Raw genomic sequence first — 21812 nt, forward strand, 5'->3', positions numbered from 1 at the left:
CGCTGTCAGAGCGGCAACGGTGCCGGTGCGGGGAGCCGCCGAGAGATTTCCAGCATCCACCGAACAGTCAGGCGGACGATTCGCCCGACAACAGGCGGTGGATGGGGCTGACCGATCGCGTCGAGCACGTGCGGCTCGTGCAAGGAGCACAGGATCGGCCGTCCGACCCACCGGAAGCCGGGAAGCAGCCATCGTTGGCTGAACTGCCCGATGAGGGCATCACTGGCGTGGCGAGCTTGCGGTGTGAAGCCAAACCACTCCGGCGAACTCTCGTATGCGCTCAGCGCCCGTTCCATCCCGTCCCACGAATCTGGCATGTCCTCGACCCCGAGAACCTCGCCGACGGCACGCCAGTGCGCAACCTGAAGGTTGCGCTCGGCGGTGTTGAACTGTCGCGCTCCCACGCGCCGTAGGAAAAGGTCGAGCTGCAGCGTGAAGAAGGCGATCGAGTGAACAAAGGTCGGCTGCGACATCGGGTATTGCTTGGCGTAATGGCTGTGAATACTGCGCACACGCTCCATCGAGGGCGTTGCCTCCTTGTTCTTGGCCCCCAACTGCATCCACCTGTCGAAGTACGCGACCGTCTCGTCGGCCCGTCGCTCGCCGGCGGTATGAACCTTGCCGGTGCCGGCTCGGTCGACGACGGCCGCCGCTTCGTGCTCCCCGAGTAGTCGCATGAACCCGACCGTGTAGAGAAGGTTGCGCGCGATTCCGGCGCCAAACGGAGGCAACAGGCTATCGGTGAGCGCGTGCATCGAGACCTCCCGGGAGGTCTCATTCTCACGGTCGTCGAGGTTGGAGGTTCCGCGCATGAATCCACAATACAGGTGGCTTGATATAAATACAACTGTATTTTCCAACTGGACGGATGTGCCCGAGGCGGGGTGGGCGGCTGAGCCGCTGCTGCGATACTCGTTCAGTGACGGATGAGAAGTTCCTGGTGCCGGCCTCAGACCTCATGCCCTCGGTGCGAATCCGAAATGTGGCGTTGAGGTTGTTCGCCGAGCGGGGATTCGCGGCGACTTCGGTGCGCGACATCGCTCGGGAGGCGGGCATCTCTGTCGGTCAACTCCAACATCGCTACCCGGCCAAGGACGATGTGCGGCGCGCGGTCGACGACTACGTCAGCCAGATCTTCCGTGCTGCCTACGAAGACCTGCCCAGCGCGCCGACGCAAGATCTGATCTTCGAGGAGTTTGGGGATCGGATAACGACCACCGTGCGTGACCATCCGACCGTCGTGTCCTATGTGGTGCGCACCGTCGCCGACGGTGACGAGGCCGGCACTGCACTCGTGGACGGGATTGTTCAAATCGCCGTCCACCAGATCAGGAGCCTGGCCCAGCGCGGCCTCGTCCGGCCCGACCTCGACAATGAGTGGGCCGCTCTAAGCATCGTCATTTTCTCCTTGTCGACCATCATGTTCCGCACATCGATCGAACGTCTGCTCGGCCGATCATTCCTCGACGACGATGTACTTCAGCGGTGGAATTCCTCTTCGACCATTCTGTTCCAGGCGGGCATCGCAAACAGCTCGGATCGAGGCCCCACACCATGACGGACGTCGCCATACGGTGACGCCAGCACGACAGCGCTGCGGCGAGTTCTACAGCCCTGCGGTGCCCCTGTACGTCGGCGCCGGTAAATGAGGTTCCCCCCGAAAGGTGGACAAGGGGTTATGCCGTTTGCTTGGCCGCGTTGAGTGATTGTGCGTAGGCGATTGGGCTGAGCATGCCGATTACCGAGTGGCGCCTCTGATTGTTGTAGAAATTCATCCACTTATTAACTGCTGCACCGAGTTCCGCCTTTGTCGCGAAGACGTGGCCCGCGACCGACTCACGCACGCCGGCTAACGACGACTGGTCACCACTGCGAGTGGACTGCCAGGATCAAATCCTGCAGGGCGCCAGTTCTTATGGTGGCCGCGGCGCTAGACATGGTCATTCTGCTGCTGGGGGTCGTGTTTCACCTGCGCTCGGGAGACAGGTTCGGCGACTGCACTACGGCGGCCCTGGCGTTCTTGGGTGCACGGCTGCATACCTGTCGGTGTGGACCGCCAAAAAGGATGACATCGGTTGCGGCGCTTCAAGGCATTGCCGACTACGGAGCACGCAGAATGTCCAAGATGATTGCCTTGAGTGCCGCTACGCCGGGGTCAGTGTCCACGCGTCCATGCCAGTAAAGCTTCACCTCGTAATTCGGTAGCGCCAAGGGGATTTCGAAGACACGCAGGCTCAGATGCCGAGCGTAGTAGTCCGCCAATTTCCGGGGGACGGCCGCGGCGCAGTCACCGCTTGCGACGACGGGGAACACCGAGCTGAAGTGCGGCACGGTCAGTACGACCCGACGTGTCCGGCCTAGCTTCGCCAACGCGTCGTCGACTTCGCGTCCACGCTCGGGAGTCACCCTTGCGTGCGCGTGCGATAGCTCGAGGTAGCGGTCGAGCGTGATCGACCTGCGAGCGGCCCGGTGATCGGCTCTCATGATGCCCACGATGTCGTCGGTGAATGCGTGCTCCGAACGCCAAGCCGTCGGCGTGCTGGAGACGCCCAGATAGAGGTCGAGCTCCCCTGCCGCCAGTGCGTCGGTGGCCTGCATCCTATCCAGGGTCATCACCCGAAGCGACGCTTCCGGGGCATCGCGCTGTAGCCGAGCCTGCAAGGGCGGCAACAACAATGGGCCATATAGATCCGCGAAGGCAATGACCCATTCGCGAGTGGTGGTGGACAGGTCGAACGCAGTCAGGTCCCGCGTCACATCCTCCAACATGGCCAATGCGGCTTGGAGTTGCGGCTGAATGGCTAGGGCGCGTGGGGTCGGGGCCAAGCCCCTGCCGGTCCGCACGACGAGTTGGTCGCCAAGCAACACCCGCAGCCGCGCGAGCGCGTTCGAGACTGCCGATTGAGTGAGGTGCAGCTTTGCCGCGGCCCGTGTCGCGCTGCGCTCTTCCAGTACCGCACGCAGTACGACGAAGAGGTTGAGGTCCATCGAGCTGCAATTCATGACATGAATACCATAGATCACCAGATATGATTGGTGCCTATATCAGACTGCTCGTACGGTCGTTGGCATGACGACGACGAGGAGGAGGCTCTTATGAGAGTGCTGGTGACGGGCGCGGCTGGCGGAGTAGGAAGCAGCATCATCTCTCAGCTTGCCCGCAGCGGGGTGACTCTGCGGGCGGGTGGTCGCAGTCCCCGCGACGGTCAATGGCCCGGCGTCGAAGTGGTCGCTGTGATCCCACCCGACCTCACACGATGCGAAAGGCGTTCCACGGAGCGGACGCCGTGTTCCTGTACTGCTTCACCCCACCCGATCAGCTCGACGAACTCGTCTCGGAGATGACGCTGGCTGAAGTATCCAAGGTCGTCGTGCTCTCGACCATCGACACGACGCGCAGCGAAGACTTCGTCGAGTACAACAAGGGTCGACATCTCGCCGTGGAGAACGCCATCGCCGCAGCCGGTTTCGCCCATGTCTGCCTGCGTCCGGGAGCGTTTGCGCGCAATGCGGTCCGGTTCTGGGCCGAACAGATCCGCCGGGATAGGCGCGTGCGGCTGCCCTTTCCCGATTCACAGCAGGCCCCGATCGCCGATGAAGACATCGCCGCGGTCGCCGTCCAAGCACTGACTACAGCAGACCTCGATGGCCAACGGATCGTCCTGACGGGACCACGGTCGTTGACCATGACCCAACAGATCGGCCTGATCAGTGACGCCATCGCAGAGCCCATAGCCATCGACGAGATAGCCGAACCGGAAGCTCGTGCGCTGTACGGCCAAGTGCTACCGCAGGAATACCTCGACCTTTTGATGGGCCAGTGGTCATACGAGAGGAGTGAACCCGCCGTCGTCACCACCGCCGTGGAACACATCACCGGCCGCCCGCCAACGACCTACGCGAGTTGGGCCACGGCAAATCGATTGCACTTCCTCTGACGTTGATAGACGCCGATCCCGGCTCGAGTGGAAGAACTGCATCGCCACCTCGTTGACTCCAGCTGGCTTGTCGAGTTGGGGTCGCTACCCACCCCGCTGCTTACGTAAGAGCGCAGGTCGCTGGTCGCATGGAAGGTTTCAGCACTTCTTCGGCCGGACTGCGCATCCGTTAGCGTCCGACATGTCACCGGATACCTCGTCTCGGTCGCGGTCGCCGCGTGACACTAGGCTGCCGGCGGCCCCGCTCTAGAGGGAGTCGAGAAAGTGTTCAGCGGCCTCGCGGACCCGGCTTTGGTCCTTGGTGGACAGCAGGTCGAGTAGCAGGCCGCGGACCGTTGCCATGACGAGGGTGGCCCGCCGGGTGGCAAGGTCGGGGTCGACGTCGGAGCCTTGCGCACGGCGCAATGTGTCCATCACCTCCGCACCTGCCGTCTCGACGAAGTCCGCGTACTCCGTGGGCGCTTGCAGAGCGCGACCGTACACGGCGAAGAACAGCGTGAAGATGGCCCGCCGTCGTGGATTCGACGCCCAATCCCACATCGCGCGTGCCGCCGTCGCGAGGTCTGGCTGCTCCCCTGCCAACTCGCTCGTTGCCACGGCGGTGCGTTCGCGCAGCCGCTCCAACACGGCCTGGATCAGGCGCTCCTTCGTACCGAAGTGATGCACCAACGTGGTCGGTGACACCGCCAGGCCCGTCGCGACCGTCCGCCACGACAGCTCGGAGAACCCGCACTCCGCTGCATAGTCGACCGCCGCGTCGAGCAGCTCGGCCCGGTGCTGGTGATCGACCGGGCGTCCAACCATCGGAACCTCCTGCAAGTCGGCGGGAATGCATTTCCTTGCACAGTCGTTCTAGTAATTAGACCACGCCATCGAAGGGAACACCGAATCATGTCCGAACGTATCGTCTCCGTGAGTCCGGTCGTGCTGCCAACCGCGCCCAACCGTGGCGCGGAACTGCAGGTGCGGGTCTCCGCACCAACAGCCGGAACCGACCTTCCCGTCGTCGTGTTCTCCCACGGCTACGGCTCGTCAATGCGGGGGTACGGTCCCCTATCCGACTATTGGGCCATCCACGGGTTCGTCGTCGTCCAACCGACTCACCTCGACTCCCGCACTCTTGGCCTGACTCCAGACGATGAGCGCTGGCCACGTCTCCTACGGTTCCGCGTCGAGGACATGATCACCGTGCTCGACCACCTCGACATCGTCACCTCCGCCGTGCCGGACCTGCCGGGTCGAGTAGACCCGACCCGTATCGCCGCGGCCGGACACTCCTTCGGAGGCCAGACCACGGGGGTTCTGCTCGGCGCCCGAGTAGTCAACCTCGACAACGGTACTCGATGGGCGTCACCGGACCCACGCGTCAGGGCAGGAGTTCTGCTGGCCACCGCGGGAACGGGTGGAACCGACCTCACCCCGTGGGCAGCCGAGCAGTTCCCCTACATGCAGCCCGATTTCGCCGAGATGACCACGCCGACCCTGGTCGTCGCTGGTGACGCGGACGACAGCCCCTTGAGCACCCGCGGACCGGACTGGTCGACCGACCCATATCGCCTGAGCCCAGGCGCACGGTCACTGCTCACCGTGTTCGGTGGTGAACACTCCCTCGGCGGCATCCCGGGCTACGACGCGGCAGAAACCACCGACGCGGATCCGGCCCGCCTCGGAGCCGTACAACGGGTCACCACGGCGTTTCTGCGCACCGCCCTCGCTAGCGACCGCGACGGCTGGATACGCGCGGCGGCCGAGTTCACCGAGGAGCGCCCCGCACTAGGAACGATCGACTCCAAATGAACCTGAGAACCATTGCCCTCGAGGAGCACATGGCGACCGACGATGTCTTCGCGGCCTGGCAACGCCACGACCCGAACCTGCTCGACGAACCCGTGATGCGCTGGACCGTCACCGGCGACGTCGCGGCGCCACTGACCGATCTCGGCGAGGACCGCCTACGCGCCATGGACATCGCCGGCGTCGACACCGCCGTGCTGTCCCTGACCACCCCGGGTCTACAAGACTTGCCCGCTCCGGAAGCCGTTGCGCTGCAAGCCCCTACCAATGACGTCATCGCCGACGCCGTACGCCGACATCCCGGCCGATTCCAAGGGTGGGCTGCCCTCGCCACGCCCTCACCAGCGGCGGCTGCTACTGAACTGGAGCGGGCTGTGACTCATCTCGGGTTGAACGGAGCGATGCTGCACGCACGTTCGGGAGCCGACTTCCTCGACGCTCCAGCGTATTGGGACATCTTCGCGGTGGCCGAATACCACCGGGCGCCGCTCTACCTTCATCCGAGCCTGCCCATTACTGCCGTCGACGACGCGTACTACCGTGGCTTTGGCATGCTGGGCAGCGGCGCGATCGGGTGGCACTACCAGACCGGGATCGTGCTGCTGCGGATGATTCTGGCCGGTGTGTTCGATAGGTTCCCCAACCTTCAGGTCATCGTTGGGCACTGGGGTGAGGTGGTGCTCTTCTACCTCGAGCGCGCCGCCCTGCTCGACCGTAACTCGGGGTTGGACCGGCCGGTGCTCGAGTACTTCCGTCACAACGTCCACGTCACGCCCGGCGGCATCGCCAGTCATCGTTACCTGAATTGGGCCATCGACATCCTCGGCGTCGATAGGATCATGCACGCAACGGATTACCCGTTCAACGGCGCCCGTGACTTCGCCGCCCGAGACTTCCTCGCGCAGGCCCAACTCGGCGACGAAGACCGCGCCAAGATCGGTTTCGCCAACTGGGAGCGGCTCAGCGGAGACATCCGCAGATGACACGCGTTCCCTCGGCAGCACCCGCTAGCCAAGCGGCGGCAGCTATCACATGAGGTCTCGCAGACAAACCTGTCGAATCCGGCGAACATAGAACCTCCCGCCGGTGGGCCGAAGCCGCTAAGAGATTTCGACGTGGCGTCCGGCACTACAACTAGCGCCGACGTCCTCGGTCCCCGCGCCACTAACGTCATGACCCGCAACAGCTAGTCGACCAGGTCGGGATCGGACGCGGTGATCTGGTCCCAGAGTGGTTGTGCTTGGAACCATCCGGCCAGTGGGTGACCCGTCAGTGCCCGATTCTGTAGTGCAACTGCGTGATCGATCGTCTTCGGGGTGCCGGCACCCATGGCGAGGAGTTGAGCCTGGCACGAACGCTCCATGGTGATGAACCACCAGATGCATTCGGCGACGGTCTGACCTACGGTGAGCAATCCGTGGTTCTGCAGGATCACTGCCTTGTGTTGACCGAGGGCAATGCCGATTCGTTCGCCTTCGTCCATCTCGTTCACCACACCACGATGATCGGTGTAGACGCCGTGGTCTTCGTAGAAGGCGCACGCGTCCTGGGTGATTGGCGCCAGCGGGATCCCCAGGCTGGAGAACGCTTTGCCGTAGATGGAGTGGGAGTGAGCCGCAGCGAGCGCATCGGGGCGAGCCTGATGAACCTTCGAATGAATCACGAAAGCGGCCTGGTTGACCGGCCTATTGCCGTGCTTCACGTTGCCGTCGTGGTCGACCAGAATCAGATCCGACGCCTTGATCTGGCTGAAGCTCACGCCGAAGGGGTTGACCCAAAACCAGTCTGGGTTCTCGGGGTCGCGAACCGTGATATGGCCGGCCACCCCTTCCGAGAATCCGAAGCGCCCGAAGAGACGAAAACCCGCAGCCAGCTGCTCTTTCCGATATCGACGCTCATCGATGATGGACTCAAAGGACGGTGGAAACGGAATCTGTGCCCCCGCAGGCATTGGACCGATGGACGCGGCGAGCGCATCGGTGACTGCGGCGGGGAGCGAGTTGATAGCGACAGTCATGCTTCGATTCCTTCGCACTTTCAGATTTGATACCGTATCGGATGCATCATCATATCGGATACTGTCTCATATCGTGACGTATGATGGGATGGTCGTCAAGAGTTCCTACTGAGGGGATCGCCGTGCCCAAGGGATCAACCAAGCGTCGGCCCGAGACGCGGGCACGCCTGTTGGACGCCGCCATGGAGGTGTTCGCAGAGGTCGGGTTTCACGGCGCGACGATCGGCGACATCTGCGAACGCGCCGGCTACACCACCGGAGCCTTCTACTCAAATTTTGCAAGCAAGGACGAGCTGTTCCTTGCCCTGTTCGACTTGAACGCCGCCCGGACGCGGGACCTATTCCGCGAGGTCATCGCTGGCATTCCCGATTCGGAGCGTTCGCTGGACCGCGTCGTTCGACTGCTGGCGACGGTGGAGTCACCGGACCGGCGGTGGTTTCTCATCAGCGCGGAATTTCTGCTTTACGCCATTCGCAATCGGCAAGTAGCGCATCTGCTCGCCGAGCACGACGAGGCGCTGCGCGCTGACCTCAAGACGCTGTTCGGTGGTGTCCTGCAGCGCTTGAACCGCCCCTTGACCGTCGACCTGGACCACTTCGTCCGGGTCGTCGTCGCCATCCGCGAGGGCGGGCTGGCCCAGAGCTTGATCGAGCCCGAGGCACTGCCGCCGGGGACGCTTGAGCAGACGTTCATACCGATTCTTGTCAACGCAGTCACCACCTCTGACCACCGCTAGTTCTATTCGATCTGTCCTGCGCCAGGGTGACAATTGAGCCGTTTCCGTGATCTTTTGAGGCGCGTGTGGCCGCCCTGTCGCCACACCGTCCTACGTACAGATCTCGAGAGGAGAACATATTTCAATGCCGCACACCGCAGTGGTGACCGGAGCGTCGTCAGGCATAGGCCGAGCGGTCGCTGCCAATCTGATCGCCGCAGGGTATCGAGTGATCGGCACCTGCCGACAGCCCGATGCTCTCGCGTCTGACGCACGGATTGAGGGGGTGGCGTACCGCGCGTTGGATCTCACCGACGCGTCATCCATCGTCGAATTCGTCGCCGAGACGGGCGGTGTCGACGTGCTGGTGAACAATGCGGGTGAGAGCCAGTCAGGGCCGTTCGAGGAGTTGCCGACCGAGGCAGTGTCGCGACTGATGCAGCTCAATGTTCTTGGACCGGTGACCCTCGCGCAGAGCTTCGTTCCCGGCATGCGCGAACGTGGCTATGGTCGGATCGTGATGGTCGGGTCGATGATCGCGAGTTTTCCTATCCCCTATCGCTCGTCATACGCAGCATCAAAAGCCGCGGTGCGCGGCTTCTCGGACGCCGCACGCGGCGAACTCTCACCGTTCGGAGTCTTTATGACCACCGTCGAACCCGGCTCGATCAACACTGGCATCAGTCATCGCCGAACCAAGTACATCTCCGACGACTCGGTGCATGCTCGCCGGTTCCACACGATGATCACCACGCTGGATAGGAAGGAATCGACGGGGATTACACCTGAGGCGGTCGCCGATGTCGTTCTCAAGGCGATCCAGTCAGCGCATCCGAAACCGTTGTATGCCATCGGAAGCAATCATCGCCTTGCCTTCCTGGCCCGCCGACTTCTATCCGCCCGGCTCGTCGAGAAGGCGATTGCGCGCATGTTCGGCGTTGGGTAAACATTACTGACACGCCCCCGTCGACGACCCGACACTGGTCGACCGGCAAAACACGATCTACTCCGAAGGCCTCGCCGGTCGCCGCCCCCGGGTCCCGACGAACTTCCAGGAACTGGAGCGGCTCGCCCGACGGTCGATGTCGAAGAATGCCTGGGCTTACATCGCTGCAGGCGCAGGTCAGGGCGCCACGATGGACTCCGACCGACGCGCGCTTGACCGCTGGGCAATCGTGCCGCGAATGCTTCGCGACGTCTCCACACGAAGTCTGGGCGTCGAATTTGTTTGGCCGCCCGTTGCCCGCGCCGATACTGTTCTCCCCCGTCGGCGCGGCGGGCCTCGCACAAAGCGACTCCGACATCCACATCGGAAGAGCTGCAGCCCAATTGGGTATCCCCTACATCATGTCCAACCAAGGTTGCTCGCCAATTGAAGATACGGCCGCTGCGATGGATGCGGTGGACGAGGGCTCGCTTGACGTCGTGTGGAACGCCCCCTCGGTGAGTAACGTCTCGAGTTTGGCGGCCACACCCCGCAGTGGCCGGACCTGGGCGCCGTAGCTCGCGACCATCGGGCACGAATCCCTCAAGCTACCGAAATCCTCAGGCAGGGCGCCGTAATTCGTTTGCGGCTTTCTCACGTCGGCCGAACCGCGGCTGCCGTCAGTTCAAAGGTCTCGATACGTGCGCCGATAAGGCGATCTGCCTCTCCCCGGCTCGGTCGCGGGGCATGTCCCCGCGTAGACGATCCGTCCATCCGGTCCGCCGACAACGCAACTCATGGCCGGCTGGCTCGTACGAACGCGCCTCGGTGAGCCCGAATCTGTCCAGCGCGATCAAAGCCTGCTCCGTAACGATCCTCCGATAGCCATTCCTTCCCCTCGACCGATCGAGCTGCACGTTGCGATTGTTCGACGTAAGAGATGACCCCTCACCATCTCCTGCGCGATTTCGCTCGGAGCCGGTCTTCAAGGCCGTCTTGACGACTGCCCACCGATCCGGCACGATTCCAGATAGTATCCGATACGAGCTCGAATCGGATAAGAATATCTACCAAGAGTTCGCATGCTCAGCAAGACCCGGCGTCGTGCGGCGCTCCCTTACGAACTATGGAGAACGATGCCGAATGACTGTTCGATCAGCGACGCGCGTGCACGCTTTCCGCGATGACGCACTCGCCGACCTCGACGCAACCGGAGTCGCGGCCGAGATCGCCAGCGGTCGCGTGTCTGCGGCAGAGGTGGTCGAAGCCGCGATCACCCGCACACAGGAGATGGACGCCGTCCTCAACGCGGTCGAGCACGCCGACTTCGATCGGGCACGCAACTCGGCGCGATCACCCCGTCCCGGTGTGTTCTCGGGCGTACCGACGATCATCAAGGACAACACCGACCTCGCCGGCCTACCGACCAACTACGGGGCGCTAGCCGTCCGCAGTACACCCGCCCCGAAAGACGCCCCGTGCACCCAACAGTTCCTGACCACCGGAGCGGTGCCGTTGGGCAAGTCCAGGATGCCCGAATTCGGGCTCACTGCGAGCGTCGAATACGAGAACCTCCCGCCAGGACGCAACCCGTGGAACACCGACTATTCGTGCGGCGGCTCGTCCGGCGGTTCAGCGATCCTCGTCGCCTCGGGCGCGCTGCCTTTTGCCCACGCGACCGATGGTGGCGGATCCATCCGAATTCCCGCCGCCGCATGCGGACTCGTCGGCCTGAAGTACACGCGCGGGCGCGATCAACTCGCACAGGAAGCGACACGACTTCCCCTCAACATCATGACCAACGGCGTCCTCACCCGTACTGTCCGCGACACCGCCACCTACCTGGCCGCGATCGAACGGTACCGTCCGGTTCCCACCCTGAAACCGGTCGGCATAGTCACCGGGCCGGCGCCACGACGGCTGCGCATCGGAGTCATCCACGACTTCCTCACACACACATCCGATTTCGAGACCCAAGCGTCGGTCACTCGCACCGCTGACCTCTTAGCCGATCTGGGACACCACGTCTTCGAAACCACGGTGCCCCTTGGTGCAAGCTCGGATTCTTTTGAAGAAGACTTCCTTCAGTTCTGGCGGCTTCTCGCGTTCTCCCTGCAGCACTTCGGGAAGCTCCTCCACGGCCGCACATTCGACGCGTCGCAGAATGACGCATTCACCAAGGGACTGTCAGGCCAGTTTCTCCGGCGGTGCTGGCGTACACCGACAGCCCTGGCGCGATTACGCCAGACAGAAGCCGAGTACGAGGCGGCCTTTACCGACATGGACGTCATACTCGGCCCGGTACTGGGACACACAGTTCCCCAACTCGGCTTCCTCAGTCCAGCACTGGGTTTCGACGAGCTGATCAAGCGACTTTCACGCTTTGCCGCCTTCACGCCCCTGAACAACGTGTCCGGCGGGCCCGCGGTATCACTACCACTCGGCGCCACACGCACCGGCCTCCCACTCGGACTTCACTTCTCCGCCGGGCATGGAGACGAACGAACCCTACTTGAACTCGCATTCGAACTCGAGCAAGCTCAACCATTCGCTCGGATCACCTCATGAGCTCACTTGACTGGACCACGGCGGTCAGCACACCGCGATGCTCGTCGACACGGCCGCCCTCGAGTCAGTTCAGCTGACATGGCCTGGCCCCTTGACGCGCTCCCTTCACGACCCCGGATTGCGTTGCCGGGGACGAGATCATGACCACGGCAGGTGAACGCTCGGCAGGCCCTGGCGGTCCGCAAAACAGTGTCGGTGCCATCGAGGACTGGACCGTCGGCTACGCCCGGCGTCATCCGCTCGCCTCACTCACTACGGTCGGTGACCAGTTCATCCTCGGCGTCCGCACCATCCAATATCTGGTCGTCGACTTGGCAACCGGCCGGTTCCAGGGCCAGGAGTTCGTCCGGCAGGGCGCGTTCATGGCCGGGACGGCAGTGTTGCCGACGATTCTGGTGGCGTTGCCGATCGGTGTCACGCTGTCGATTCAATTCGCAGTGCTCGCCGGCCAGGTCGGCGCGACCTCTCTGGCGGGTGCGGCGAGCGGACTGGCGGTGATCCGGCAGGCGGCTTCGTTGACGGCTGCAATCCTGATGGCAGCGGCGGTCGGGTCGGCCATCACCGCGGACCTGGGCTCGCGCAAGATGCGCGAAGAGATCGACGCCATGGAAGTCATGGGTGTGTCGGCGATTCGGCGCCTCGTCGTTCCGAGGTTCGCGGCCGCAATCATGATCGGCGTCGCGCTGACCGGCGTCGTGTGCTTCGTCGGCTTCCTGGCCAGCTACCTGTTCAATGTGTACTTCCAGAACGGCGCACCGGGCAGCTTCGTTGCGACATTCGCCTCGTTCGCCACGACGGAGGACATGGTCCTGGCACTGGTGAAGGCCGTGCTCTTCGGCGCCATCGTCGCCATCGTGTCTTGCCAGAAAGGGCTTTCGACGGTCGGTGGCCCGACCGGGGTTGCGAACTCGGTGAACGCGGCGGTGGTGGAATCCATCCTGGTGTTGATGGTGGTCAATGTTGCGATCAGCCAGCTCTACATCATGATGTTCCCCCGGGTAGGGCTCTGACGTGGCGGCATCCTCGTATTTACCGTCGCTGGCGGCGCCATGGCTCCGGCTGTACAAACGTTCCGCCGCGCCCGTCGTTCGACTCGGCCACATGGTGGTGTTCTTCGTTCGTGCCATCGTCGCGGTGCCCGTAGCGCTGCGGCACTATCGCAAAGAGTTCGTCCGGCTGCTGTCCGATATCGCCTGGGGCAACGGTTCTCTGGTGGTGGGCGGCGGAACCGCAGGCGTAGCAATAGTTCTTGGCATCACAGTGGGTGCCCTGGTCGGCATCGAGGGATACAACTTTCTCGACCTGCTCGGGTTGGGTCCCGCTACCGGCATCATCTCCTCGCTGGTGAACACCCGTGAACTGGCGCCGATCGCGGCGTCACTCGCCTTCGCGACGCAGGCTGGCTGCCGATTCACCGCCCAACTCGGGTCGATGCGCATCGCAGAAGAGATCGACGCGCTTGATGCGGTGGCCGTGCGCCCCATTCCATACCTGGTAACCACGCGTTTGATGGCGTCGGTGATTGCAGTGATTCCGCTGTATGTGGCATGCCTGGCCGTGAGCTACCTGACCACCCAGGTCGTGGTCTATCTGATCAGCGGCGGGTCAACCGGCTCTTACCTGCATTACTTCGGGTTGATGTTGTCCGGCCAAGACATCGTCTACTCGCTCATCAAGGCCATCATCTTCGTGTGGATCTCCTCGACTATTCAGTGTTACTACGGGTTCTACGCCTCGGGCGGTCCTGAAGGCGTGGGAGTTGCTGCGGGACATGCCATGCGGGCCAGTATCACCGTCGTGATCGTGGTCAACATGCTGCTCACCATGGCGATGTGGACGGTCGATTCCGGAGCGAGGTTCGGCGGATAGATGGCGAGTTCGATTGAACCAGACGGCCGGGGACCCTCGGATCGGCAGTTGCTCGGATGTGGCGTCGCACTGTTGGTGGTGGCCGCACTCGTCACGGGCGCGCTGTTGATCAAGGCGACGGGGCGACTCGACCCGTACGTGCGGGTGATCGCGGCGCTGGACAACGTCGGCGACGGGCTGCCGCAACGCTCCGACGTCAAGTACCACGGTGTGTTGGTCGGCATGGTCAATGGCGTCACCCCGGGATCGGACGGCGCGCCGAACGACGTGGAGATCGACCTCAATTCCGCCTATGCCGCATCGATCCCGGCATCGGTGACCGCACGAGTGGTGCCCAGCAACGTCTTCGCGGTGTCCTCGGTTCAGCTGGTCGATCGCGGCCCCGGACCGGCGATACGGTCCGGTGCAACGATCCCCGAAGACACCGAGCTGTCGACGGTCCTGTTCCAGACCACGATCAGCAAACTGCGCGACATCCTCGCCGCGATGGGACGTGGCCGCGACGACAAGACAGTCGGAGTCCTGGCCGCGATCAATGCCGCCACCGAGAACCGGCGCACCGAGTTGCTGGCTAGCGGTGCCCAATTAAACAGGCTAATAACGGAACTCGACGGTATTGTCGCAACCGAACCCGGCCCGTCGACCGTCTCGGCACTCATCGACGCGACCCGGGGACTACAGCAGACGGCGCCCGAACTGGTGGACGCCCTGCACGAGGCGGTCCAACCAATGCAGACTCTGGTGGAACAACGCGCACAGCTGACCGCACTGATCGATGGTGGCGTGCACACCGCTGGCATCACTCACGCCGCGCTGGACAACCACATCGACCAGCTGGTGAAGATCACCGGGGAACTCACCCCGGTGATGGGCACGCTGGCCGATACGTCCCACCACTGGGTGCCCGCCTTCGTCAAGCTGAACCAGCTGTCGGACAAGTTCTTCAACGAGGTGTGGATGCCTGACCTCGATATCAGCAACATGCGGGTGAACCTGTCCTTCACGCCGTCCCACACCTACACCCGGGCCGACTGCCCGCAGTACGCCGGGCTGAAGGGGCCGAGCTGCTTCACCGCGCCTCTGGTGCCGACCCGCGTAGAGCTGCCCGAGGTCCTGCTGCCGCAGAATTATCAGCCCCCCAAGGACATGGCTCCGCCGCCGGGAACCGTCCTGGGCCCGGATGGGAATCTGGTGGCTGTTGGCCCGCCGCTGATCAATCCGAACCCGAGCCTGGTGGATCTGAATCCGCCACTGCCCCCAGGGGTGTTTCCTTCGGCGCCGGTGCCAGGAACCGCCAATCCCGCCCTGATCCCCACACCGCCACCGCCGGTGCCACTGTCACCTCCCGCCCCGGTGGCACCGAAACCAGGCGACCCGCCGTTGCCGGCCGAAGCCGCCCCCGCTTCATTCGGCGGCAATGTCGGCCCCGTCGGTAGCGAGCAGGAACGCGTGCAGCTCAGTGCCATCACTGGTCAGCCGGCATCGCCGGCCACCCAACTGCTACTCGGCCCGGTCGCCCGCGGTATGACAGTGTCTGTGGCGCAACGATCTCCGGCAGAGGAGCCACGATGAGATACCGCGGCGCAGCGATTGGATTCGCATTGTTCATGGTGGTGGCGGTGACGTTGACCTGGCTGGTGTACGTGACGCTGCGCCGCGACGTGGGCGGACCGACCGTGCCCTACGCGGCGGTGTTCTCCGACGTATTCGGTCTGCGTGAAGGCGATGACGTCCGGATGGCGGGGGTGCGGGTCGGGCGTGTCGAAAAGATCGAACTGCAAGGCGATCTCGCCAAGGTGTCGTTCGTCGTGCAGAACGATCAGCGGCTGTTGGGGCCGACCGTTGCATCGGTGACATATCAGAACGTCGTCGGTCAGCGATACCTCGGGTTGTCGCTGGGCAACACTAATGAGCCGGGACCGCTCAAGGCCGGCAGCGTGATCCCCCTCGAACGCACCGTCCCGTCATTCGACGTAGGCGCACTGCTCAACGGTTACGAGCCGCTGTTCAGCTTGCTCAACCCGAGCGACGCAGACAACCTCACCAAGGGCGTCATCGCATCGCTACAAGGTGACGACGCATCGATCACCGCCCTGGTCGACCAGACCTCGCGACTGACCGAGACGTTCGCAGGCAAGGATCAGCAACTCGGCACGGTGATCACCAATCTGAATGCGGTCGTCGACAACCTCGCCCGGGACAACGACAGCCTCAACCAGATCATCGCCCAGACCCGCGGCGCGGTCGCCACCTTCGACGCGCGCCGCCCCGAGTTGGTGTCGTCGATGGGGTCGATCTCCAACGTGGTCCGCCAGCTCGCCACCATCGCCGACGACGTTGATCCGGCCCTCAACGAACTCGTGCTGCGCGAGCCCGGCTTCGCCAATCACCTCGTCGGAATCGAACCGCAGCTGGCGTTCTCGGGCGCCAATCTTCCCCTGCTACTCAAGGGTTTCGCGCGCCTGACCAATGAAGGCGCATACGCCAGCCTGTACGCCTGCGACATGAACATCAATGGCTTCTTCCCTGGCCTCAACGACGTGGTGCCGATCATCGTCGACGCCGCCACTCCCGGCAAAGGGGCGCAATACACGCCGAGATGCAGGAACATGGGCAATGGCTAATCAAACAGGCAAGCAACAGCGCCGCAGGCGGCCTCTGGAGAGTTACCACAAGGCGTGGCTGGGCTTCGGCGCGGTCGCCGTCGTAGCTGTCCTCATCGGCGCCATGCTGCTGATCAAAGTCACCAATCTCGGATATCGGCATTACACCGCGCAGTTTCTGCAAGCCGCGGCACTGCAGCCGGGCAACCCGATAACGATCGCCGGGATCCCAGTCGGCGAAGTGACCAGCATGAAACTGGCCGGCGATCACGTGGAAGCCGGCCTCAAGGTCCGCAACGACGTTGCGCTGGGCGTTGATTCCCGGGCGACGATCATGGTCACCACCATCCTGGGATCACGCTATCTGGCCCTGCAGCCCGACGGCTCGGGATCATTGCCGGACAACACATTCGACCTCACGCACACCGAGGTGCCCTACGACCTCCAGGAAGCGCTGGCCGACGTCACCACCACCTTCGAACAAGTCGACTCCGACAAGTTCGCGCAAACGCTCGGCATCCTCGGCAAGCAGTTACAAGGAATGCCCGCGGTGCTGCCGCAGGCGTTGGCGAACACCCGGACCCTGTCGACGATCATCGCCGAGCGGCGCGACCAACTCGGGTCGCTGCTCAAGACGACAGAGCTGGTCAGCAATACGCTGCGCCGCCAGCAGTCGAATATCGGCAGCCTGATCACCCAGGGCAATGACCTGATCGGGGAGTTCGTCAGACGGCGTGATTCCTTCCACACCATGCTGGCTGCGCTCACCAACCTCGTTCAGACACTGAGCGGAATCGTCGTCGACGATCGTCCGGAGCTGGAGACGCTACTCACCAACATTCGCGAGCTATCCGACATGCTGGCCAAGCACGACGATCTGCTGCGCAGCACCCTGCAAACCGGACCGGTCGCGTTGCGAGGTCTGACCAACGCGACCGGTACCGGCAACGCGGTCGACTTCAATGCCAGCAACGGCCTGCTGGTGGATTCTTGGATGTGTGCAATCAGCGGACGGGCCCAACAGTTCGGGATGATCCCCTACTTCAAGGACTGCAAGTGAACCGATTCCGTAACAAGACGTGCGCCGTCGTGGCAGCAGGTTTGGCACTGGCCGTGGTGGTGGCAGCCGCCGGCTGGTCCTTCGTCTCCGACAAGATCAACACGATCACCGTGACCGCCCAATTCGACAGTGCCGCAGGGCTGTACGAAGGGAACACGGTCGCGGTACTCGGCATGCCGGTCGGTAAGGTCACCACGATCACGCCCAAGGGCGGATACGTCGAAGTCCAGTTCACCGTGGACAAGGACGTCGCGGTTCCCGCGGACGCGCTAGCCGTCACCATCTCGAACTCGATTCTGACCGATCGGCAGATCGAGCTCACCCCGCCCTACCGCAGTGGGCCGACAATGCAGGACCACGACACCATCGGACTGAACCGCACCAAGACACCGGTCGAGTTCGCCCGTGTCCTCGACGTTCTCGACAAGCTGTCGAGCTCGCTGCGCGGCGACGGAGCGGGCCACGGACCGTTAGCCGAGTTAGTCAATGCCAGCGCAGCAGTCGTCGACGGAAACGGTCAGGACATGAAGGATGCCCTGGGTGAACTGTCGAATGCCTTGCGGCTCAGCGCTGACCGCGGCACCGTCACCCGAGATCAGCTGACCACCATCATCCGCAACCTCAGTTCGCTCTTCGGCGCGGCAGCCGCCAATGATGGGACGCTGCGGGATTTCGGGTCGACGATCAACGCGTTCAGCCAGATCCTGGCCGATGAAAACCTGGGCAGCGGAACGACCGGTAAGAAGCTCACCGAGGTGATCACGCAGATGGGCCAGGTGCTCGACACTCATCGCGACGAGATCAAACAGATCGTCGCCAACGGCAGTACCGAGCTGAAGACGACGGTGGATCGTCAGCGCGATCTCGCCGAGCTCCTCGACCTCACCCCCCTGACACTGGACAACCTGTACAACAGCATCGATCAGACCAACGGAGCACTTCGTGTGCACTTTCTTGTCGACAAGGTGCTGTTCGACACCCAGGGCGTCAAAGAGGTCTGCAATCTGATGGGCCTGCGTCAACTCGGCTGTAGCACAGGAACATTGCAGGACTTCGGCCCCGACTTCGGGTTGACGTACATGCTGGATGGCCTCGCGGCGATGGGGCAGAAGTGATGGAGATGCGCGGCAAGCGGCTACTGCCCTTGGCCATGACGATCTGTCTTGCCGTATCGGGATGCGCTACTGAAGGACTAGCCAGCCTTCCGCTACCCGCTCCCGGCGTCGGCTCGGGCGGATACACGCTGACCGCGGTGTTCTCCAACGCGCTGAACCTGCCCGCCAACGCCAAGGTGAAACTGTCCGGTGCCGATGTGGGCGAGCTGGAATCGATGACGGCACGGAACTACACGGCAGTGACGACACTGCGGATCATGGACGGCGTACAACTGCCACGAGGCAGCACCGCTGAACTGCGCTCCGCGACACCACTGGGGGACGTCTTCGTATCGCTGCGGCCGCCCGGCGATTCCAAACCGGGAACACCGCTACTCAAAGGTGGCGACACCATCGGCATCGAATCCACCAGGGCGGCAGCAACCGTGGAGTCCGTGCTGAGCTCGGCGGCGATCCTCGTCAACGGCGGAGCGGTACGCAACTTCACCAAAATCATCAACGGGATAGGCAAGGCGACCGGGGACCAGGGACAAGCCTTCGGCGACCTGATCAGCAAGACGGACCACACGCTGGGCACACTCAACGCCCGCTCCGACCAGATCTCGACCGCACTGACCGAAACATCGCGGCTCGTCGAGCAGATCGAGGCCAAAGACGACGCGATCAGCGACCTGCTGGCGCAGGCCCGCCCCGCCACCGAGACACTCGCCGCCCACACCAGTGAGATCGCCGACCTCATCCGGCAGGCCGGTGATACGACCGAACTGCTCAAGAAGTTCCCATCCATCGCCGGAACAGATACCAGCGGCCGCAGTGTCATCGCCGACGCCAATGCAGTGGCCGGTGCGTGGAACGACGTCGCGCTCGCCCCGGGCGCCAGCCTCTACGCCCTCAACAAAATGATGCCGCCATTCATCAAATCAACTCCTAGCAATGCCCTCTCGTTGCGTATGAGTGTGGACCGACTGATTCTGGGTTCGATACCGGATATCGGCTTCGCTGGCGATGCCGGGCTGCACGGACCGAAACGGTACAACTGGCGACAACTCGTGGGCTCGCTCAAGGACACGCTGTGGCGTCTCCAGGAGAAAGTGGTCGGCAAGGGGCCCGAGGTACCGCAGGTTCCAGTCATTCCCAGCCCCACCGATCCCGGTCAACTCGAGGTCGTCGGGCCACCGCCCGGCCCTGCGCCCGTACCGCCGTCGGACCCACCGCCGCCGCTGCCGACTGAGGCACCGCGATGATCCCGGCCATCGCCGGGACCATCGTCACCATCGTCCAGGCCGGCTACCGGCGCCGGTCCTGGCTATCGGCGGGTGCACTTATCCTCACCCTGGTCGTCGCGACCGGGTACCTACTCTTCGGCGCGCTGAGACTCAACCCGTTCGCGTCGAGCTACCGGATTATCATCGAATTGCCGAATTCCGCAGGCCTGCTGCCGAATCAGGACGTAACACTACGGGGCGTGCCGGTCGGCCGAGTGGAACGACTCGACATCACCACCGCCGGTGTCAACGCCCTGGTCAACGTAAAGTCGACGGTGCCGATACCGGCGTCCAGCCAGGTGCGGGTGTCGGGATTGTCCCCGGCCGGGGAGCAGTACATCGACTTTGCCGCCGACTCGGACACCGGACCGTATCTCGGTGACGGCAGCGTCATCGCCCAGGGTAAGGCGACAGTGCCGGTAAGCCCGGCGGAGTTGCTCGCCGACTCCGACGGGGCGCTGGCCCAGGTCGACCCCGCCAAGATCGCGCTCATCAAGAAGGAACTGAGCCTCACCGACGAAGGACCGCAGAAGCTCGCCGACATCGTCGACGGCGGTACGTTCCTGCTGTCCACGCTCGATTCGGTGCTACCTGAGACGACCCGCCTGCTGAGAACCAGCCGGACAGTGCTGACCATGGTCGCTGACAAGAACGCTGGAATCACCGTCGCCTCCGACAATCTCAGCGGGACTTTCGACGGCATCAACAAGATGCGGGACGGCTACCGACGGCTCACCAACCAGGCACCGGACGCCCTGAAGTCGGTCGACAACCTGTTCACCGACAACTCCGACACCATGGTGCAACTGCTTGGTAGCCTCGCCTCCACCTCGCAGCTGCTGTACCTGAGGGTGCCCGCCCTCAACGCACTCTTCCCCACTTACCGCACCTCGGTGCTCGACGCCATCGGCAGCACGATGCACGACAACGGGATGTGGAACACCGTAGACATCTACCCTCGCTATACCTGCGAGTACGGAACGCCGCGGCGGCCACCGTCATCCGCGGACTACCCCGAACCGTTCATGTACACCTACTGCCGCGACGACGACCCCGGTGTGCTGGTCCGCGGGGCCCGCAACGCACCGCGACCGGCCGGCGACGACACCGCCGGGCCGCCACCAGGGGCGGACCTCGGCAGAACCACTGACCCCACCCCGCAGGGCCGGTTCACGATTCCCACCCCGTACGGCGGTCCGGTACTGCCGATCGACCCACCCCGCTGATTGACCGACACACTGTTTCCAGGAGATGACGATGACAGTAACGACTGACAAGAAGGCCGAGCCGACCGACGAAGCATCGGAGTCGGCAGACGAAAGTGGCTCCCCTGACGTGGAATCCGACGCCGCCGCAGACACCGACGAAGGCAATATCGATGGGGATGTGCAGGAATCGGACACCGACGTCGACGATGAGCAGCGCCGGCAACGATCCTGGCCCCGCCGGGTCATCGCCGGCGCATTCATCCTGCTCGTCATTGCGGCGTTCGCCGTTTCCGGTGTCCTGGGCTGGAAGCTGTGGCAGCAACGAGAGATCCGCCAGGCCGGCCAACAAGCCCAACAGGCCGCGGTCACCTACGCCGAGATTCTGACCAGTATCGATTCCAACAAGGTCGACGAGAACTTCAACCAAGTTCTCGACGGCGCCACCGGCGAGTTCAAGGACATGTATTCGCAGTCCAGTACCCAGCTGCGCCAACTGCTCATCGACAACAAGGCGACAGCGCACGGAGTTGTCCTGGAGTCGGCGATCCAGTCCGAGTCCAAGAACAAAGTAGTGGTGCTGCTATTCGTCGACCAGTCGGTTTCCAATACCAACGTGCCCGATCCACGAATGGACCGCAGCCGGATCAAAATGACCATGGAGTTCGTCGACGGTCGATGGCGGGCAAGCCAAGTCGCGCTGCCCTGATGATTGGAGAACAGACGTGCGGGTAAGG

General features: G+C 63.4%; 21 protein-coding genes and 1 pseudogene. 17 read left to right on the forward strand and 5 right to left on the reverse strand.

Features of this window, described 5'->3' with window-relative positions:
- Positions 1-5: 5 nt before the first annotated feature.
- Positions 6-812 (reverse strand): oxygenase MpaB family protein, encoded by an 807-nt coding sequence (locus ACXPWS_RS15500; RefSeq protein ID WP_458713260.1) that lies wholly within the window; start codon positions 810-812, stop codon positions 6-8.
- A gap of 128 nt (positions 813-940) precedes the next feature.
- Between ACXPWS_RS15500 and ACXPWS_RS15505 the strand changes: the two genes are divergently transcribed.
- Positions 941-1558, forward strand: a complete 618-nt coding sequence (locus ACXPWS_RS15505) for a TetR/AcrR family transcriptional regulator (protein WP_458713261.1) — start codon at positions 941-943, stop codon at positions 1556-1558.
- 118 nt (positions 1559-1676) lie between these two features.
- Here the strand turns inward: ACXPWS_RS15505 and ACXPWS_RS15510 are convergent, their stop codons facing one another.
- Both ACXPWS_RS15510 and ACXPWS_RS15515 read right to left on the reverse strand, forming a co-directional pair.
- Positions 1677-1844 (reverse strand): IS3 family transposase, encoded by a 168-nt coding sequence (locus ACXPWS_RS15510; RefSeq protein ID WP_458713262.1) that lies wholly within the window; start codon positions 1842-1844, stop codon positions 1677-1679.
- Between the two features lie 256 nt (positions 1845-2100).
- Complete coding sequence (locus ACXPWS_RS15515; protein ID WP_458713263.1) at positions 2101-3024, reverse strand: LysR family transcriptional regulator; 924 nt, start codon at positions 3022-3024, stop codon at positions 2101-2103.
- 233 nt (positions 3025-3257) lie between these two features.
- Between ACXPWS_RS15515 and ACXPWS_RS15520 the strand changes: the two genes are divergently transcribed.
- Complete coding sequence (locus tag ACXPWS_RS15520; protein ID WP_458713264.1) at positions 3258-3938, forward strand: NAD(P)H-binding protein; 681 nt, start codon at positions 3258-3260, stop codon at positions 3936-3938.
- Between the two features lie 246 nt (positions 3939-4184).
- On the opposite strand, the gene ACXPWS_RS15525 is transcribed toward ACXPWS_RS15520, so the two are convergent.
- Positions 4185-4742 (reverse strand): TetR family transcriptional regulator, encoded by a 558-nt coding sequence (locus tag ACXPWS_RS15525; protein WP_458713265.1) that lies wholly within the window; start codon positions 4740-4742, stop codon positions 4185-4187.
- Positions 4743-4829: 87 nt separating this feature from the next.
- Here ACXPWS_RS15525 and ACXPWS_RS15530 point away from each other — a divergent pair, with 87 nt between their 5' ends.
- Both ACXPWS_RS15530 and ACXPWS_RS15535 read left to right on the forward strand, forming a co-directional pair.
- Positions 4830-5735 carry an alpha/beta hydrolase family protein gene (locus tag ACXPWS_RS15530; RefSeq protein WP_458713266.1) on the forward strand — a complete coding sequence of 302 codons (906 nt, stop codon included), beginning with the start codon at positions 4830-4832 and terminating at the stop codon, positions 5733-5735.
- 29 nt (positions 5736-5764) lie between these two features.
- Positions 5765-6715, forward strand: coding sequence for an amidohydrolase family protein (locus tag ACXPWS_RS15535; RefSeq protein WP_458713267.1), 951 nt, complete (start codon positions 5765-5767; stop codon positions 6713-6715).
- 203 nt (positions 6716-6918) lie between these two features.
- Here the strand turns inward: ACXPWS_RS15535 and ACXPWS_RS15540 are convergent, their stop codons facing one another.
- Complete coding sequence (locus tag ACXPWS_RS15540; RefSeq protein WP_458713552.1) at positions 6919-7683, reverse strand: class II aldolase/adducin family protein; 765 nt, start codon at positions 7681-7683, stop codon at positions 6919-6921.
- Positions 7684-7931: 248 nt separating this feature from the next.
- Between ACXPWS_RS15540 and ACXPWS_RS15545 the strand changes: the two genes are divergently transcribed.
- The 13 genes and pseudogenes from ACXPWS_RS15545 to ACXPWS_RS15605 all read left to right on the forward strand — a co-directional run bounded on the left by ACXPWS_RS15545 (position 7932) and on the right by ACXPWS_RS15605 (position 21784).
- A complete protein-coding gene (locus tag ACXPWS_RS15545; RefSeq protein WP_458713268.1) occupies positions 7932-8486 on the forward strand; it encodes a TetR/AcrR family transcriptional regulator in 555 nt (184 codons plus the stop codon).
- Between the two features lie 124 nt (positions 8487-8610).
- Positions 8611-9411, forward strand: coding sequence for an SDR family oxidoreductase (locus ACXPWS_RS15550; RefSeq protein WP_458713269.1), 801 nt, complete (start codon positions 8611-8613; stop codon positions 9409-9411).
- A gap of 34 nt (positions 9412-9445) precedes the next feature.
- Positions 9446-9881, forward strand: a pseudogene (locus ACXPWS_RS15555) (alpha-hydroxy-acid oxidizing protein); the annotation flags it as partial.
- 652 nt (positions 9882-10533) lie between these two features.
- The gene (locus ACXPWS_RS15560) at positions 10534-11958 is read left to right on the forward strand and encodes an amidase (protein ID WP_458713553.1); all 1425 of its coding nucleotides are present in this window, start codon (positions 10534-10536) and stop codon (positions 11956-11958) included.
- A 140-nt stretch (positions 11959-12098) separates the two neighbouring features.
- Positions 12099-12968, forward strand: a complete 870-nt coding sequence (locus tag ACXPWS_RS15565) for an MlaE family ABC transporter permease (protein WP_458713270.1) — start codon at positions 12099-12101, stop codon at positions 12966-12968.
- Position 12969: 1 nt separating this feature from the next.
- Positions 12970-13827 carry an MlaE family ABC transporter permease gene (locus ACXPWS_RS15570; RefSeq protein ID WP_458713271.1) on the forward strand — a complete coding sequence of 286 codons (858 nt, stop codon included), beginning with the start codon at positions 12970-12972 and terminating at the stop codon, positions 13825-13827.
- Positions 13828-15399 carry an MlaD family protein gene (locus ACXPWS_RS15575; RefSeq protein ID WP_458713272.1) on the forward strand — a complete coding sequence of 524 codons (1572 nt, stop codon included), beginning with the start codon at positions 13828-13830 and terminating at the stop codon, positions 15397-15399.
- Positions 15396-16451: an MlaD family protein gene (locus tag ACXPWS_RS15580; protein WP_458713273.1), complete on the forward strand. Its 1056-nt coding sequence runs from the start codon at positions 15396-15398 to the stop codon at positions 16449-16451. Before ACXPWS_RS15575 ends, ACXPWS_RS15580 begins: the two co-directional genes overlap by 4 nt.
- Positions 16444-17490, forward strand: coding sequence for an MCE family protein (locus ACXPWS_RS15585; RefSeq protein ID WP_458713274.1), 1047 nt, complete (start codon positions 16444-16446; stop codon positions 17488-17490). The genes ACXPWS_RS15580 and ACXPWS_RS15585 overlap by 8 nt, the downstream gene beginning before the upstream one ends.
- Positions 17487-18605, forward strand: a complete 1119-nt coding sequence (locus tag ACXPWS_RS15590) for an MCE family protein (protein ID WP_458713275.1) — start codon at positions 17487-17489, stop codon at positions 18603-18605. Before ACXPWS_RS15585 ends, ACXPWS_RS15590 begins: the two co-directional genes overlap by 4 nt.
- On the forward strand, positions 18605-19849 hold the full coding sequence (locus ACXPWS_RS15595) for an MCE family protein (protein ID WP_458713276.1): 1245 nt from the start codon (positions 18605-18607) through the stop codon (positions 19847-19849). The genes ACXPWS_RS15590 and ACXPWS_RS15595 overlap by 1 nt, the downstream gene beginning before the upstream one ends.
- Complete coding sequence (locus ACXPWS_RS15600) at positions 19846-21096, forward strand: MlaD family protein (RefSeq protein WP_458713277.1); 1251 nt, start codon at positions 19846-19848, stop codon at positions 21094-21096. The genes ACXPWS_RS15595 and ACXPWS_RS15600 overlap by 4 nt, the downstream gene beginning before the upstream one ends.
- 25 nt (positions 21097-21121) lie before the next feature.
- On the forward strand, positions 21122-21784 hold the full coding sequence (locus ACXPWS_RS15605) for a DUF3329 domain-containing protein (protein ID WP_458713278.1): 663 nt from the start codon (positions 21122-21124) through the stop codon (positions 21782-21784).
- Positions 21785-21812 lie beyond the last annotated feature (28 nt).

Source organism: Mycobacterium sp. BMJ-28, assembly GCF_054404835.1.

Bases quoted from the DNA above. Each gene is read 5' to 3' on its own strand.
- ACXPWS_RS15530 (WP_458713266.1), top strand. From the start codon at position 4,830: ATGTCCGAACGTATCGTCTCCGTGAGTCCGGTCGTGCTGCCAACCGCG.
- ACXPWS_RS15540 (WP_458713552.1), bottom strand. From the start codon at position 7,683: ATGCCTGCGGGGGCACAGATTCCGTTTCCACCGTCCTTTGAGTCCATC.
- ACXPWS_RS15585 (WP_458713274.1), top strand. From the start codon at position 16,444: ATGGCTAATCAAACAGGCAAGCAACAGCGCCGCAGGCGGCCTCTGGAG.
- ACXPWS_RS15595 (WP_458713276.1), top strand. From the start codon at position 18,605: ATGGAGATGCGCGGCAAGCGGCTACTGCCCTTGGCCATGACGATCTGT.
- ACXPWS_RS15560 (WP_458713553.1), top strand. From the start codon at position 10,534: ATGACTGTTCGATCAGCGACGCGCGTGCACGCTTTCCGCGATGACGCA.
- ACXPWS_RS15565 (WP_458713270.1), top strand. From the start codon at position 12,099: ATGACCACGGCAGGTGAACGCTCGGCAGGCCCTGGCGGTCCGCAAAAC.
- ACXPWS_RS15525 (WP_458713265.1), bottom strand. From the start codon at position 4,742: ATGGTTGGACGCCCGGTCGATCACCAGCACCGGGCCGAGCTGCTCGAC.
- ACXPWS_RS15550 (WP_458713269.1), top strand. From the start codon at position 8,611: ATGCCGCACACCGCAGTGGTGACCGGAGCGTCGTCAGGCATAGGCCGA.
- ACXPWS_RS15520 (WP_458713264.1), top strand. From the start codon at position 3,258: ATGCGAAAGGCGTTCCACGGAGCGGACGCCGTGTTCCTGTACTGCTTC.
- ACXPWS_RS15545 (WP_458713268.1), top strand. From the start codon at position 7,932: ATGGAGGTGTTCGCAGAGGTCGGGTTTCACGGCGCGACGATCGGCGAC.
- ACXPWS_RS15580 (WP_458713273.1), top strand. From the start codon at position 15,396: ATGAGATACCGCGGCGCAGCGATTGGATTCGCATTGTTCATGGTGGTG.
- ACXPWS_RS15575 (WP_458713272.1), top strand. From the start codon at position 13,828: ATGGCGAGTTCGATTGAACCAGACGGCCGGGGACCCTCGGATCGGCAG.
- ACXPWS_RS15535 (WP_458713267.1), top strand. From the start codon at position 5,765: ATGGCGACCGACGATGTCTTCGCGGCCTGGCAACGCCACGACCCGAAC.
- ACXPWS_RS15600 (WP_458713277.1), top strand. From the start codon at position 19,846: ATGATCCCGGCCATCGCCGGGACCATCGTCACCATCGTCCAGGCCGGC.
- ACXPWS_RS15500 (WP_458713260.1), bottom strand. From the start codon at position 812: ATGCGCGGAACCTCCAACCTCGACGACCGTGAGAATGAGACCTCCCGG.
- ACXPWS_RS15605 (WP_458713278.1), top strand. From the start codon at position 21,122: ATGACGATGACAGTAACGACTGACAAGAAGGCCGAGCCGACCGACGAA.